At 61.9% G+C, this 13,720-nt stretch carries 12 protein-coding genes; 5 read left to right on the top strand and 7 right to left on the bottom strand.

Going from position 1 to position 13,720, the window contains the following annotated elements; translation table 11 throughout:
- Window positions 1–11 precede the first annotated feature (11 nt).
- From ACVENA_RS11245 to ACVENA_RS11230, 4 genes are all read right to left on the bottom strand, one after another.
- The gene (locus ACVENA_RS11245) at window positions 12–350 is read right to left on the bottom strand and encodes a hypothetical protein (protein WP_449328870.1); all 339 of its coding nucleotides are present in this window, start codon (window positions 348–350) and stop codon (window positions 12–14) included.
- A gap of 131 nt (window positions 351–481) precedes the next feature.
- On the bottom strand, window positions 482–1,423 hold the full coding sequence (locus tag ACVENA_RS11240) for a helix-turn-helix transcriptional regulator (protein WP_449328869.1): 942 nt from the start codon (window positions 1,421–1,423) through the stop codon (window positions 482–484).
- 15 nt (window positions 1,424–1,438) lie between these two features.
- Window positions 1,439–3,817, bottom strand: a complete 2,379-nt coding sequence (locus ACVENA_RS11235; protein ID WP_449328868.1) for a TonB-dependent receptor — start codon at window positions 3,815–3,817, stop codon at window positions 1,439–1,441.
- Window positions 3,818–3,878: 61 nt separating this feature from the next.
- Complete coding sequence (locus ACVENA_RS11230; RefSeq protein ID WP_449328867.1) at window positions 3,879–4,637, bottom strand: SDR family NAD(P)-dependent oxidoreductase; 759 nt, start codon at window positions 4,635–4,637, stop codon at window positions 3,879–3,881.
- Between the two features lie 301 nt (window positions 4,638–4,938).
- On the opposite strand from ACVENA_RS11230, the gene ACVENA_RS11225 reads away from it, so the two are divergent.
- Complete coding sequence (locus ACVENA_RS11225; RefSeq protein ID WP_449328866.1) at window positions 4,939–7,134, top strand: TonB-dependent receptor; 2,196 nt, start codon at window positions 4,939–4,941, stop codon at window positions 7,132–7,134.
- 94 nt (window positions 7,135–7,228) lie between these two features.
- Entirely contained in the window at window positions 7,229–7,810 is a 582-nt protein-coding gene (locus ACVENA_RS11220; RefSeq protein WP_449328865.1) for a nuclear transport factor 2 family protein, read from the top strand.
- A gap of 90 nt (window positions 7,811–7,900) precedes the next feature.
- Here the strand turns inward: ACVENA_RS11220 and ACVENA_RS11215 are convergent, their stop codons facing one another.
- From ACVENA_RS11215 to ACVENA_RS11205, 3 genes are all read right to left on the bottom strand, one after another.
- Entirely contained in the window at window positions 7,901–8,614 is a 714-nt protein-coding gene (locus ACVENA_RS11215; protein WP_449328864.1) for a helix-turn-helix transcriptional regulator, read from the bottom strand.
- A gap of 358 nt (window positions 8,615–8,972) precedes the next feature.
- Window positions 8,973–10,136, bottom strand: a complete 1,164-nt coding sequence (locus ACVENA_RS11210) for a CaiB/BaiF CoA transferase family protein (RefSeq protein WP_449328863.1) — start codon at window positions 10,134–10,136, stop codon at window positions 8,973–8,975.
- 152 nt (window positions 10,137–10,288) lie between these two features.
- Entirely contained in the window at window positions 10,289–10,933 is a 645-nt protein-coding gene (locus ACVENA_RS11205) for a TetR/AcrR family transcriptional regulator (protein WP_449328930.1), read from the bottom strand.
- Between the two features lie 210 nt (window positions 10,934–11,143).
- Here ACVENA_RS11205 and ACVENA_RS11200 point away from each other — a divergent pair, with 210 nt between their 5' ends.
- From ACVENA_RS11200 to ACVENA_RS11190, 3 genes are read left to right on the top strand one after another with little or no spacing between them, the layout of a single operon-like run.
- On the top strand, window positions 11,144–12,310 hold the full coding sequence (locus ACVENA_RS11200; RefSeq protein WP_449328862.1) for an acyl-CoA dehydrogenase family protein: 1,167 nt from the start codon (window positions 11,144–11,146) through the stop codon (window positions 12,308–12,310).
- Between the two features lie 19 nt (window positions 12,311–12,329).
- Window positions 12,330–13,208, top strand: coding sequence for an HpcH/HpaI aldolase/citrate lyase family protein (locus ACVENA_RS11195; protein WP_449328861.1), 879 nt, complete (start codon window positions 12,330–12,332; stop codon window positions 13,206–13,208).
- Window positions 13,209–13,221: 13 nt separating this feature from the next.
- Window positions 13,222–13,710, top strand: coding sequence for a MaoC family dehydratase (locus ACVENA_RS11190; protein ID WP_449328860.1), 489 nt, complete (start codon window positions 13,222–13,224; stop codon window positions 13,708–13,710).
- The last annotated feature ends 10 nt before the right edge of the window (window positions 13,711–13,720 follow it).

Raw genomic sequence — 13,720 nt, 5'->3', positions numbered from 1 at the left:
CGATCTTGCCTTCAGCCGTACGGCCGCAGGCCGGTGCTGATCTCGAGGGCATGTGGGAAGGGAGAGTGCGGCACTCTCGCCGCCTTGTGCAGTTCGACGGCCATCGAGGCCTGCATCAAGGCGAGCAGGAGCCTGAACAGGCACGCGGCGTCCTCGGGCATATCGTTAAGCGGATATTGCTCGACATGGACCGTCGCCTCTTCCATCCGCGCTGTCATCGCGGTGTAAAAGCGCAGGATCTCTTCATAGTCGGCGCCCGCGCGCCGGTTCCAGCGCGCGTTCGAGGTCGGCACATCCCAGTAATCGACGAATGTCTCGAGTTCTTCGAACCCGGCCGGCAGTCTGCCCATGGCTTCTCTTCCCATCTTCGGTCCCGATCGGCTGCATTGCCGTCTGGGCTTCTTTGAGATGAAGAGGCTAGGAAGCGGTCAGCAAGCCGGCAATCCCCCTCCTTGGGGACAAGGCTTCGGCACGAGCGGCTTCAGGCCTGCGACGGAACGGGGGGCGATCCGGGCGCCTGGACGCCATTTCGGAGAAACCAGATCGTCAGTTGGTGATGACTGCTGATCCCAAGCCGTTCGTAAAGGCGCTTGCGATGCGTATTCACGGTCTCGGTTCCGATTCCGAGATCCGCTGCAACGCAGCTTGCCGTCAGGCCGTAGAGCAGACGGGCGGCGACCTGCCTTTCCCGCGGCGGGATCGACAAGGCGAGGAGCCGCTGCTCGATCGACGCGAGATCGGTCAGCGAGTCCGCGAGGCGACTGCCGCGATCGCAAACCTCCATATGCTTGGCGAAAATCGGGAAAATACGCGAGAAAGCGTCGCCGATGCGATCGAGGTTGGAGCTTGCGATCAAGTCCCTCGGAGCCGAACGCATCACGCTGAACCCGACGATGCCCGCTGCCGTTCGGCCGCAGGCCATCAATCGCTCGACGAGGCGCTGTTTTCTGTAGAAGTCGCGCAATTCGCTTGTCGGAGCCTCGCGGGTGTCCATTTGGTACAGTGCGGGTGCGGGGCGGCCCATGCCCACGCTCTGCATTTCCCGGTCTCCGCGCCAATATCCGCCGGCCAGATATGTCCGTGCCTGCGTATCCGCGATGCCTTGCCCGGAAATGCTTGCGCCGCTCCTGATGTCGGGCGGACCGCCGTGCAAACGAAAGAAATGAACCGAGTCCGCTCCACATAGTTCGTGGAGAAACAGCAGCATCTCCTGTTCGAGATTGCCGCGTCCGATCGCGTCGAACATCCTTGCATAGGGACTCGAACCGGGACCGCCGAGCTCGACCACCGGCAGACCCAGACCATTCGCGCCAATTTCCCGGGCCATCATCATCCTCTCGCGCAATTTCGCGGCAGATGCGGCCCTTTTATCCCGGGCGAGAGAGATTGTCACGCTGGCGGGACCGGCCCGCCAGCGCAGCAATGGGTACGGCCAACTTCAGAGCTTGAGGGAGAGATTGACGCCATAGGTTGCGGGCATCCCGGCAAAGCGGGCGATCGCATCCGATGATGTTATGGCGTTGTTCCAATAATATTGGTTGAAGATATTCTTGCCGTAGAGCGAGAGGCGCCACCGTCCGTCGGCGCTGGCCACGCCCACCCGCGCGTCGACGAGAACATAATCGTCGATCCCCTGGAGCTTCTTGTTCGCCGGGATCGCGTTCGGCGCATTGGTGTCCCCGCCGACGACCGAAATCGTATCGGACCGCAGGTTGGCGCCAGCGCCGAAGAAGCCATTGACCGAACCCGCGACCGGGAACTCATAATCGAAGTTGGCCGAAAGCTGGTATTTGGGCGCGAAGGGAATGCGCGTGCCCGAGAAATCGGCAGGCAGTCCGCCGCCGCTGATGCCGACGAATTTCTTGATCGTCGCATCGACGAAGGTGAAACCGAGCGAAGTCGTCATGCCGGTGGTGGGGCGGGCGGAGAGTTCGAGCTCGAAGCCCTTGATCACCGACTTGGGGACGTTGACCAGAGCGTCCTGGATTCCGAAGAAGGACTGTACCTTCGAGCGGATCTGCTTGTCGCGATAATCATAGTAGAAGCCTGCGGCGTCGATCTGGAGCGCGCCGTCGAGCACTGACGATTTGAGACCGGCTTCATAGGCGGTCACCGACTCTTGCTTGACCGCGCGGGCCTGGATGAAGGTCGTCGCCGAAACCGCAGGGAAATTGCCTGCCTTGTAGCCGCGCGAGACGTTCGCATAGAGCAGGGTCCGCGGCGCTACCTTATAATCGAGCCCCACCCGCCACGAGACATTGTCCTCGTTGAGCGTCCCCCGGAACTCGCCCGGTGCGCCGGGTGCGACGCCGTTGACCGTGACGCCGAGATCGTTGCCAGCAAAGCATTTGCCGGGCGTGAACGGCCCGAATGCGCCGCCATTGGAAAAGTCGTAAATGAACGCGCCCGTACCGAGCGGATCGCCGCTATAGTCGCTATTGCAGATCGCCGCGGCCGCCTTCGACTTGGTATAGCGGATGCCCGCCTTGAGCGTCAGCGCATCGGCGATGTCATATTCGCCATTGGCGAACACGGCATAATTTTTGAGATCCTGGAAGTTGGTATAGGTCGCCTCGCTGAGGTCATAACCGAACACCTGGAGCACCGTCTCGTTGACCGACGTATAGTCGAAGCGGAAATTGACCGACTGATCGACCTTGCTCTTGCCGTAGTTGGCGCCGACGACCCAGCGGAACGGTCCGCTATCGCCATTGCTGAGGCGCAGTTCCTGGAAGAAGCTCTTGATCGAGCCATCGCTCAAAATGTCGTTGACCTCATAGGGCAAACCGTCGCGATCAGCCGACTGGCGCTGATCGAGCTCGAGATAGGAGGTGAGCGAGGTCAGCGTGACGCTGTCGCTGAGATCGATATCGCCGCGCAGCGACGCCTGCCAGAAGCTGCTGTCGCCAAACGGGGTAAAGACCGAGGTCGGGCCGCCCCAATCGGCCGCGCGCGGCCTTTCGGGCGAGAAGGCCACGGTCGGGACAACCGGATTGCCGATCGGGTTCTGCTGCGTATAGCCGATATATTGCGGCGCCACCGGCTCGCTCTTGTCCTTCCAGCCGTTGATGTTGAGGCTGAAGCGCGCGGTTGGCGCCGGCTCCCAGTCGACGAGCAGGCGCCCCATATAATTGCGAACCTTGCCGTTGCGGTCGTCGGGGCGCGAATTGCTGACCTGCCAGCCGTCCATGCTCTCGATACGCCCGACCGCGCGTGCCCGCAGCGTGTCGCTGAGCGGCCCGCTGACGAAGGCTTCGCCGTTGATCTCGTTGAAGCGGCCATAGGAAATGCTCGCGCCGGCCGCGAAATTGCGCGTCGGCTTGGCGGCGATGAAGTTGATCGCCCCGCCCGTCGAGTTCTGGCCGAACAGCGTTCCCTGCGGCCCCTTGAGGACTTCGACGCGATCGAGATCATAGGCCGAGTGCACCGCAAGCGCACCGAAGGGCAGCGGCGCCTCGTCGACATAGGTCGAGACGGTCGGATAGGCGGCGAGCGAGGATTCGATGAAGCCGACGCCGCGCAGCGTCAGGATCGGGGTACCATTTTCCGAATTGGCAAAGGACATGCCCGGGACCGACTGGGCAATGTCCTCGATGCTGCTGATCTGGCGCTCGGCAAGTGCGTCACCGCTCAGGACGGAGATCGTCGCGCCGACGTCGGAAAGACGCTGCTCGCGCTTGTTCGCGGTGACGATAATCTCGTTCGCCTGCGAAGCTTCGTCGCCGGTCTCCGGCGCATCCTGCGCCAACACGGGAGCCGCGATCGCCGAGGCCAGTCCGGCTGTCGTCGTCAGGAGTAATTTCGCAAGCTTCATCATGTCATTATCCTCCCCGGTGGGCGCAGTCGGATCGTTTCGCCCGGATCGTGCTGCCGTTGATTCAGTAGAGCGTGTACCCGCCATCGACCGGCATCGTGATGCCCGTAACGAAAGACGGGTCGTCGGACAGCAGCCACATGGCGGCGCGGGCCTGTTCGATCGGTTCGCAAGCGCGGCGCAGGGCATGCGCGCCTTCGAGCTTCGCGATATAATCGGGGTTCGCCTCGACATATTCGAGATAGAGGGGGGTGCGGGTCGCCGACGGTGCGATCGCATTCACGCGGATTCCCTTCTCGCCATATTCGGCGGCGGCGGCGCGCGTCAGGCCGGTGATCGCATGCTTCGACGCCGAATAGGCCGCCAGCTGCGTATCGTAAATGAGCGCGCTCACCGATGAGGTATTGACGATCGATCCGCCGCCCGTGCGCAGCATCGCCTGGATCTCATATTTCATGCACAGGAAGGTGCCGAAAACATTGATACCGAAGACGCGCTGAAATTCTTCGAACGGCAAGTCGCCGAGCAGGCCCGGCGCATTGGCGATCCCCGCGTTGTTGAAGGCACCGTCGAGCCGGCCATAGCTGTCGGTTGCGAAATCGACCATCGCGCGCACGTCGGCTTCCTGGGCAATATCGGTCCGGATGAACTGAACGGCCTGTCCCTTCGCGCGCAATTCTGATGCGAGGCTTTCCCCTTTTTCGGTGCTGAGGTCCGCCGCGGTAACCTGCGCGCCATTTTCCGCGAGCAATCGCACCGCGGCCTCGCCGATGCCGCTGGCCCCGCCAGTTACAATGATCGACCGTCCTTCAATCCCAGCCATATTTCTCTCCCGTCGCCCGTCGCTCGGGCGCAAATTCCATCGGCGTCGGCTACCAGCAGGGCCGGTCGGGAGAAGCCCCCATCGCTGGGGACAGGCTCTTTGTCCCCAGTGCGTTAGGCGAGCTTTTTGGAGCTTTTACGCCGCTGCCGTCGGCTGTCCCCAGCGATGGGGGCATCCGGCGCGGCGAAACCGCGCCACGATGCAGTCAAGTTGGAAGAGGGGTCTGCGTAGCGCGTGCCCCGGGATGATAAGCGAAATCGGGACGGAGCGCCCGAAATATGATAAGATTGAGGAGGGGTTTGTGAAAGTTTCTGCATTGCTTTGCGGCGCGATGGTCGCCTTTGTTCCCGCTCAGGCCTGGGCGCAGGAGGCGCCGGCCGAGGAAAGCTCGACCGCCCATGCCGACAGCTCGGGCGACATCATCGTCACGGCACAGCGCCGGTCCGAGCGGCTTGTCGACGTGCCGGTTTCGGTGGACGCGATCAGCTCCGAGGAAATGGCGACGAAGCAGATCAACTCGGTCTTCGATCTCGGCAAGTCGGTAACGAGCCTGCGCTTCGAGGGACAGGCGCCCACCTTCATGCCGACGCTGCGCGGTGTCGGGACGCTGCTCCTCAGCGGCTCGCTCGATGCGAGCGTGCCGGTCTATGTCGACGGCGTCTATCTGCCCAATACGCGCGGCATGAATTTCGATCTTCCGAGCATCGACGGCATGCAGGTTCTCAAGGGACCGCAGGGCACGCTGTTCGGCCGCAACTCGACCGGCGGGGCGATCCTCATCACCACGTCGGAGCCGTCCGATGTGCTGACCGCCCGCTTCAAGCTTGGCTATGCCGAATATAATGACATGCGGGCGCAAGGCTATGTCTCCGGCCCCCTTACCGACAATATCCGGGCGGGCCTCTCGGTCAGCTATCGCAAGTCGGACGGCTATACGAAGAACATCGTGACGGGGGCCGACGACGATGCCCGGGCCAAGATGTTTTTCGTCCGCCCGGAAATCCTCCTCACCAATAACGAGGGGCTCAGCGTCCGCCTGATGTACGAACACAGCTATGCGTTCGACACCACGGCGCTCGGCCTCAACAATCCGGACGGCTTCGAGGGCATCACGCTGCTGGCCGGGTTGTTCGGCCTCGACACGCCGGTCATCGCAACCAAGCCATGGGAAACCTCCGCGAACGGCAAGCCGATCAACCGCAATGTCGCCGACGCCGGCACCGCGATCGTCGACTGGGAAATCGACGATGCGCTGACCCTGAAGAACGTGACCAGCTACCGCGCCGACAAGAACCGGTTCCTGGCTGACGCGGACCTGTCCCAGGTCAGCTTCTTCCACGTCAGCAACGATGTGTTCTACCGGACTTTTTCCAATGAAATGACGCTCAACGGCAAGGTGGGCAAACTCGATTTCGTTGCCGGACTCTATTATTACTGGGGAAAGATCCGCGAAGCGGACAGCGGCCTGTCGATCATTTTCGGGCAGCCTTCGATCGGCGGCAACTTCCAGCATGTCAAATCGGAAACGGTCGCCGCCTTCCTCGACACGACCTACGAAGTGGCGCCGGGCCTGTTCCTGACCGCGGGCGGGCGCTACAGCACCGAGCGCAAGGATTTCTCGATCGTCAACAGCGCGACCGGTCAGCCCGTTCCGCTCAGGGATATTCCCGGTATTCCCGATCCCAATATTCCCGATCACAAGCGCTGGAACAGCTTCACCCCGCGCGCGGCGATCCGTTACCAGATCGATCCGGGAACGAATGTCTACGCCTCCTATTCGCGCGGCTACAAGACCGGGACCTATTCGGGCGCGGCGCCGATCATCATCGATCCGGAAAATCTCAACGCCTATGAAGTCGGGTTCAAGCACAGCGCTCCGCGATTCAGCCTCAACGCCGCGGCCTTCTATTATGATTACCGGAACGTCCAGGTGACCGCGGTCGACGCGAACGACCCGTCCAAGACCAACTCGGTCAACGCCGAAAAGGCGCGCACCTATGGTGCCGAGCTGGAGCTGAATTTCCGTCCGACACCCGAATGGACGATCAGCGTGGCAGGGGCTTATCTCGACGCGAAGTTCATTCGCTTCGCCAATGCCCCCAAGTTCGTGCCGAGCACGGCCTTGCCCGGCACCTGGACAACGATCAACGTCACCGCCGACGGTACGCGGATGCCGCGTTCGCCCAAATGGTCGGGCAATCTGGCAACGAGCTATGACATCGACGTGGGGTCCGGCATCGTCCAGCTTTCGGCCAATGTGAATGCCGCGACGAAGAATTATAATGTCGCGAACCTCGGCTTCCCCGTCGACACCTATGCGGAAGTCGGAGCGAATATTTCTTACACGACCGCGGACAAGCACTGGCGCGGCGAATTGTTCGTCACCAATCTCACCGACCACGCCCGCCCGCAGCAATATCAGGGCGGCCCGCTCGGGACCTACGCGATCTGGGCGCCGCCGCGGGTCATCGGTGCTTCGATCTCTTTCACCTACTGAGCCGATGTCCGGCTGCATCCAATGCGATGCGGCCGGGCATCCTCTTTTGAAATCGTAACGCCTCATTCGACAGGCAAATCTTGGGAGAAAATATATGGCGAGACTGGGCCGGATTCTATTGAGCGGCGGTGCTGTGCTGGCGCTGACACTCGTTTCGGGGGCGCTCGGCGCCGCGGAACCGACCGCAGCGAACAAGCCCGCCGTCGAGATCACCGGCGTCGACCGACTTCTGGCGATGGAAGAGATGAAGAATCTCCGCCTGACTTTCTGCCGCTCGCTCGACAATCACAACTGGGAGGCCCTTCGCGCGACGATGGCCGACGGATTCGAACTATACTTCGCCGACAACAGCGGCCCGGGTCAGACCGCCACTCGTCCGCCGCTCGAAACGAAGGGCGCCGAAAATTTTGTGACGCTCGCCAAGACTCTGCTGAGCCAGGGACAGTCGATCCATATCTGCACGATGCCGCAGTTCGTATATGTCGGTAAAGAGAGCGCGCGCGCGCTCTGGTTCATCAATGGCTATGGACAGATCGGCGGCCAGTCGGGCCTGGGGTTCGAGCGCGTCGTCGAAGATTATGTGAAGGTCAACGGCAAGTGGCTGATCAGCAAGGCCGACGCGCGTATCGAAGCAAGCGCCGTTTTCCCGCCGCCGGCGCCCGCACCCGCCAAGTAAGACAAGCGCACGGGGGCATTCGGTGTCTTCCCGGATCGTACGAAAAAGGGGGCGTCACCGCGCGATCGCAAACCGGTCGCGCGGTGACTTTCAATGCTTGAGTGTGCCGCAAAGCAGATGACAGGTGCCGGAGAATTGCATGAGGTACCAGCTCAGCAGGTCCCGGAAGCCGCCGAGATTGAACCGCTGGTAGAAGCGCTTCTTGTAGCTGAGCGCCGTCTCATAGGCGATCGACAGATCGAGCGCCGCTCCTTCACATGTCATGCCATATAGCATGCGGGCCGCGACCTGCGCCTCGCGGCGCGGAATGGTGTGACCCGACAGTGCGATGCAGTTCTCGATCAGCGGAAGCGAAGATAGCGCCGAGGAGATGATATTTCGCTCGTTCACGAGCGCATAGTGACGCGCCAGCAACGGAAAAGCGATTTCGCCGATCAGTCCGATACGCGAGCGCTCCTCGCCCGTAAACGCCCCGCGAGCGGCGGTGCGGACAATGCTCAGTCCCAGATGGCCGTCGGCACCTTTCCCGTAGACGACGACACGTTCGCGAATATTCGCGGCCTCGTAGAAATGTTTGAGTTCCTTGGTCTCGGGAGCGGCGATATCGAGCTGGGAAAAAAGCGGCGCGCTGTCTTCCCAGCGGCTGCCGGCATTGATCGTCGGGTCAAATTGCCACATCTTGCGTGCAAGATAGGACGCGCTCTGCTCCTCCGCACGGCGGCTGCCGTCCTGCGCCAGCGACTTTACCATCTCGGGCTGCGCCGTCGGGAGGTGGCAAATATGCACAAATTCGGAATCGAACATCTGCGATAGCTGCCGCGCGAGCTGCCCTTCGAAATCGGGCCTGCCCACGACGTCGATAAGGCCTCCGAGGCCCGTGTATCGCAAAACCGCATCGCTCGAAGGCGAGGGGGTGGAAAATTCTACCCTGTCATACGGGCACATAGGCACCCTCCCATTTCTTTTTTTTGGCTTGAGATTCGATCATGTTCCCGGCGTCCGGCGTCGTGGCCGTGATGGAAGGACGCCGGAAGGGAATCGCAATCCTGCCGTTTATGGGGATGAGCTTAGTCCTTGGCACAAGAAAATCAAGCGCGCGTTAGATTTTCTTGTGCCCCGGTCGTACCGAGCCTCGCAGGACACGCAGGTCTCAAAGCCAGGTTCAGCCGCGGCTGGAATCGAAGAATATCCCGCTAGCGAGTCCGTCCTCGATCCGTGCGGCGTCGAAGCCCCACTCGGCCAGTACCGCCGATGTATGTGCGCCGGTCAGTGGCGGCGCACTTTCGATCGATGCCGGCGTGCGCGAAAGGCGAGGCGCGGGCGCCGGATGCTGCAATCCGTCGAAGTCGACAAGCATGCCGCGGTCGCGGTTGTGCGGATGGCTGTCGGCCTCCTCGAGCGAGAGAATGGGCGAGAAGCAGGCGTCGGGGCATGTTTCGAAATGCGCTGCCCATTGATCGCGCGTGCGCGAGGCGAAGACCTGCGAAAAGGCGGCGCGCAGCGCCGGCCAGTTTGCGCGATCGTTGCGGTCGGGCAGCGCGGTAGCGTCGAGCCCGAGGTGTTTCACGAGGATCTCGTAGAAGCGTCCTTCGAGGGCGCCCACCGCGACATGATTGCCATCCTTGGCGGCATAGGTCGTATAAAATGGCGCGCCGCCGTCGAGCAGGTTGGCGCCGCGCTCGGGCGCGAGTTCACCCGACTGGCGCATCGCATGGAACATCGTCAGCAACCCGGTTACGCCGTCGACGATCGCGCCGTCGACGACCTGGCCCTGACCCGACGTCCGCGCCTCATAAACGGCGCACATGATTCCGAATGCGAGATAGGCCGCACCGCCGGCATAGTCTCCGACGAGATTGAGCGGAACCGCGGGAGGCTCGCCCGGCGTACCCATCATGGCCAACGCGCCGGTGAGTGCGATATAGTTGATGTCATGGCCCGCGGTTTGCGCCAGCGGGCCATCCTGGCCCCAGCCCGTCGCACGCGCGAAGACGAGCGAAGGCCGGCGTTCGAAACAGGCGGCAGGGGAAAAGCCGAGCCGTTCGGCGACGCCGGGACGGAAACCCTCGATAAGCACGTCGGCCTTTTCGACGAGCTTGAGGAGGGCCTCGATCCCGTCAGGCTGCTTGAGATCGATCGCGATCGAGCGCTTGTTGCGGTCGCGAAGGTTGAAGCGGGACGGGATGTCGATGCCGAGATCGGACTTGGCAACGCGATCGACGCGAACGACCTCCGCGCCCATGTCGCCGAGCATCATTCCGCATGACGGGGTCGGCCCCAGCCCCGCAATCTCGATCACCTTCAGCCCGGAAAGCGGTCCTGACATCGCATCGTCTCCACTCGCGGCGTCGACGCGGACGCGACGACATGCCTTTTCCCGAAGCTAGGGTGCGCTGGAGCGTCTTGCAATAATAATCGGCCCGTCGTTAGAAAATCTCCATCGGCGGCGGGCCCGCCGGATAGGCATCGTCGGCCCGTTCAAGCGGGCACGCGCCGCCGCGAGAGCCCGCTGGAGCGGGCCTTCTCGGTCAATATGCCTTCGAGCACGGCAGACTCGATCATCTCGCACACGCCATCGATGGTCATTCGCGAGGGACGGAACCATTCGATCACGCCATTCATCGAATCGAGCAGGAAAGAGATGAAGGTGATGCGGTCGATGCTCGGCGAGAATTCGCCATCCTTCACCCCGCGGTCGAACGTATCGAACCAGATTTGCGCATAGCCAAGACGGCTGCTGCGCGTCCGTCGCTTCATCACCGGGGGCAGATATTCGTAAATCCGCAAATAGGTGTTCGCATCGTCGCGCACGTCGAGAAAGGAGGTGACGTGCGCGTGAATCATCGCCCGCATCAACTCGGTTGCGGATGCCTTGTCGCCCAGGGCGGCCATGCGATCGGTCACTGTCTTGGTCAGCCGGTCGATGCCAGCGAGAAGAACCTCGTCGAGCAGCACTTCCTTCGACGGGAAATGATAATAGACGCTGCCGGCTTTCATCCCCGTGAGCGACGCAATGTCCCGCAGCGAACAATCGGCGTAGCCCTTCTCCGCGAAGCGCCTCGCGGCGGAAGCCAGGATGGCAGCGCGGGTCAAATCTCCCTTTTTGAGCCGCTTTTCCGGCACCTTTGGCTTGGTTTCGGCCAATGTCTTTTCCCTTCACTATCGGTCGGCGCCAGCGAGCCAAAGGATTGTCCTATGGCAGTCGTCGGGTTGTTGCTGCCGTCCGGCTGTCGGAAAATCAAGGGAGAACGATTGACGATGCAAAATTATTCTGTCTAACCACTGTTAGAAAATTTGCAGAAATTCGAGTCGAACGGAAAGGGAGAGGACGGCATGGACTATACATTGAGCGCCGATCAGCGGGCGATCGTGGAGGCGGCCGAAAAGATCTGCGAAAAGTTCGGTCTCGAATATTGGCTCGAACGCGAGTTGAAGGGCGGCTTTCCCGAAGAATATTTCCAGGAAGTCGCCAAGGGCGGCTGGCTCGGCATCGCGATGCCCGAAGAATATGGCGGGGCAGGGCTCGGCATCACCGAGGCCGCGCTCTTCCTCCGTACGGTGGCCTCGGGCGGCGGCGCCCTCGCGGCCGCGTCGGCCATTCACATGAATATCTTCGGCTTGCACCCGGTCGTCCTCTTCGGAACCGAGGAACAGAAGCAACGCATTCTTCCGCCCTTCACGCGCGGTGAGCACAAGGCGTGCTTCGCGGTGACCGAGCCCGACACCGGGCTCAACACGACGAAGCTCAAGGTCAAGGCCGAGCGCCAGGGCGATAAATATATCATCTCGGGCAAGAAGGTCTGGATCTCGACCGCGCAGGTTGCCGATCACATGCTGATCCTCGCCCGCACGACGCCGATCGAAGAGGTGAAGAAGAAGACCGAAGGGCTGAGCCTCTTCTACACCAAGCTCGATCGCAACTATATCGACGTCCGCGAGATCGAGAAGATGGGCCGCAAGGCGGTCGATTCCAACGAGATGTTCATCGACGGCTTGCCCGTCCCGGTCGAGGATCGCATCGGCGACGAGGGCAAGGGGCTCGAATATATCTTCCACGGCATGAACGCCGAGCGCTGCCTCGTCGCCGCGGAAGCCGTCGGCATCGGGCAGGCCGCGATCCGCCTCGCGACGCAATATGCCAAGGACCGCATCGTCTTCGATCGTCCGATCGGGCAGAATCAGGGTATCCAGCATCCGCTGGCGCAAAGCTGGGCCGAACTTGAGGCCGCGAACCATATGATCATGGCGGCAGCGAGCCTGCTCGATCAGGGGATCCCGTGCGGAACCGAGGCCAATGCCGCCAAACTCCTCGCGTCACAGGCCGGTATGAAAGCCTGCCAGACGGCGATCCTCACGCATGGCGGATTTGGCTATGCGAAGGAATATCACGTCGAGCGCTTCCTCCGCGAAATGTGGGTTCCCTACATCGCGCCGGTCAGCCCGCAGATGATCCTCAGCAACATCGCCGAGAAGAAGCTCGGCCTCCCCAAATCCTACTGACCCCCGCGAGGAAATTATCATGGCACTGAAACCGACCCGTTCCTTCATGTTCGTTCCGGGCAACAAGGAAAATATGCTGGAAAAATCGGCGGGCGCCGGCGCCGATGCGCTCATTCTCGACCTTGAGGACAGCGTTCCGATCGCCGAGAAGGCCGACGCGCGCGCACTGGTCGCAAGCAAGATCGACTGGCTGCTCGAGCGCAAGCAGCGGCTCTATGTTCGCATCAACCGAAGCCCGCATCTTTATGATCTCGACGACCTGCTCGCCGTCGTGCGGCCGGGCGTCGAGGGCATCTACATCTCGAAGCCCAATGGCTATGAGGATGTCGTGACCGCCTCCTCGATGATCACCGAGGCGGAATCGCGAAACGGGGTCGAACTGGGGTCGCTCGGGCTCATTCCGCTGCTCGAAACCGCAAAGGCGCTCCAGGATGCCTATGAGATCGCCTGCGTTCCGCGCGTTACCGCGATCGTCGGTGCGACCGCAAAGAATGCCGATGTCGCGCGCGCGCTCAATACCGTCTGGTCGCCCGGGGGCCGCGAGACGCTGTATCTCAAATCGCGCATCGTGATGGCGGCACGCGCGGCGGGCAAGCGCCCGATCGGCGGCGTGTGGCAGCAGATCCGCGATCTCAACGGGCTGCGGGCGTCGTCGCTCAACGATCGTGCCCTCGGGATGGACGGCGAACTCGCGCTCCACCCGTCGAATGTTCCCATCATCAACGAGGTGTACAGCCCTTCCGAAGACGAAGTGGCCTATTATCGCGGGATGATCGCGGCGCTCGAAGCGGCGCAGGCCGAAGGGCGCGCGTCGGTCGTATACGACGGCGAGCATATCGACATCGCGCACGCGAAGACGGCGCAGGACATCATCGCGCTGGCCGAAGCGCTGGGCTGACAGGAGAACAACGATGGCTGTAAATTATCAGGAACTCGCCACCGGCAAATATTATGAAGAGCTCGAGCCGGGCAAGGTGTTCAAGCATTCGATCACTCGCACGGTGACCGAGCACGACAATCTGGTCTTCAGTTCGCTGACCTACAACAGCGCCTGGCTTCACCTCGACGAGGAATATTGCAAGACGACCATGTACGGGCAGCGCCTCGTGAACAGCCTGTTCACGCTGGCACTGGTCTGCGGCGTGACGGTGGGCGACACGACGCTGGGGACGACGCTCGGCAATCTGGGCTTCTCGGACGTCAAATTTCCCAAACCGGTCTTCTTCGGCGACACGATCTATACCGAAACCGAAATCATCAGCCGCCGCGAGTCCAAGTCGATGCCGCACGCCGGTATCGTCGAGTTCGAAACGCGCGGGCACAACCAGCGGGACGAACTCGTGGTCAGCTTGCGCCGGACCGGGCTGATGCTCAAGAAGGCGTCGCTCGAAGCCGCATAGGGAGGAGGGC

It is taken from the genome of Sphingopyxis sp. 550A (assembly GCF_053569535.1).
This window is presented reverse-complemented; position numbering and strand designations above follow the sequence as displayed.

Excerpts from the sequence above, each read along its gene's own strand:
- ACVENA_RS11245 (WP_449328870.1), bottom strand. The coding sequence starts at position 350 with ATGGGCAGACTGCCGGCCGGGTTCGAAGAACTCGAGACATTCGTCGAT.
- ACVENA_RS11235 (WP_449328868.1), bottom strand. The coding sequence starts at position 3,817 with ATGATGAAGCTTGCGAAATTACTCCTGACGACGACAGCCGGACTGGCC.
- ACVENA_RS11230 (WP_449328867.1), bottom strand. The coding sequence starts at position 4,637 with ATGGCTGGGATTGAAGGACGGTCGATCATTGTAACTGGCGGGGCCAGC.
- ACVENA_RS11220 (WP_449328865.1), top strand. The coding sequence starts at position 7,229 with ATGGCGAGACTGGGCCGGATTCTATTGAGCGGCGGTGCTGTGCTGGCG.
- ACVENA_RS11215 (WP_449328864.1), bottom strand. The coding sequence starts at position 8,614 with ATGTTCGATTCCGAATTTGTGCATATTTGCCACCTCCCGACGGCGCAG.
- ACVENA_RS11210 (WP_449328863.1), bottom strand. The coding sequence starts at position 10,136 with ATGTCAGGACCGCTTTCCGGGCTGAAGGTGATCGAGATTGCGGGGCTG.
- ACVENA_RS11200 (WP_449328862.1), top strand. The coding sequence starts at position 11,144 with ATGGACTATACATTGAGCGCCGATCAGCGGGCGATCGTGGAGGCGGCC.
- ACVENA_RS11195 (WP_449328861.1), top strand. The coding sequence starts at position 12,330 with ATGGCACTGAAACCGACCCGTTCCTTCATGTTCGTTCCGGGCAACAAG.
- ACVENA_RS11190 (WP_449328860.1), top strand. The coding sequence starts at position 13,222 with ATGGCTGTAAATTATCAGGAACTCGCCACCGGCAAATATTATGAAGAG.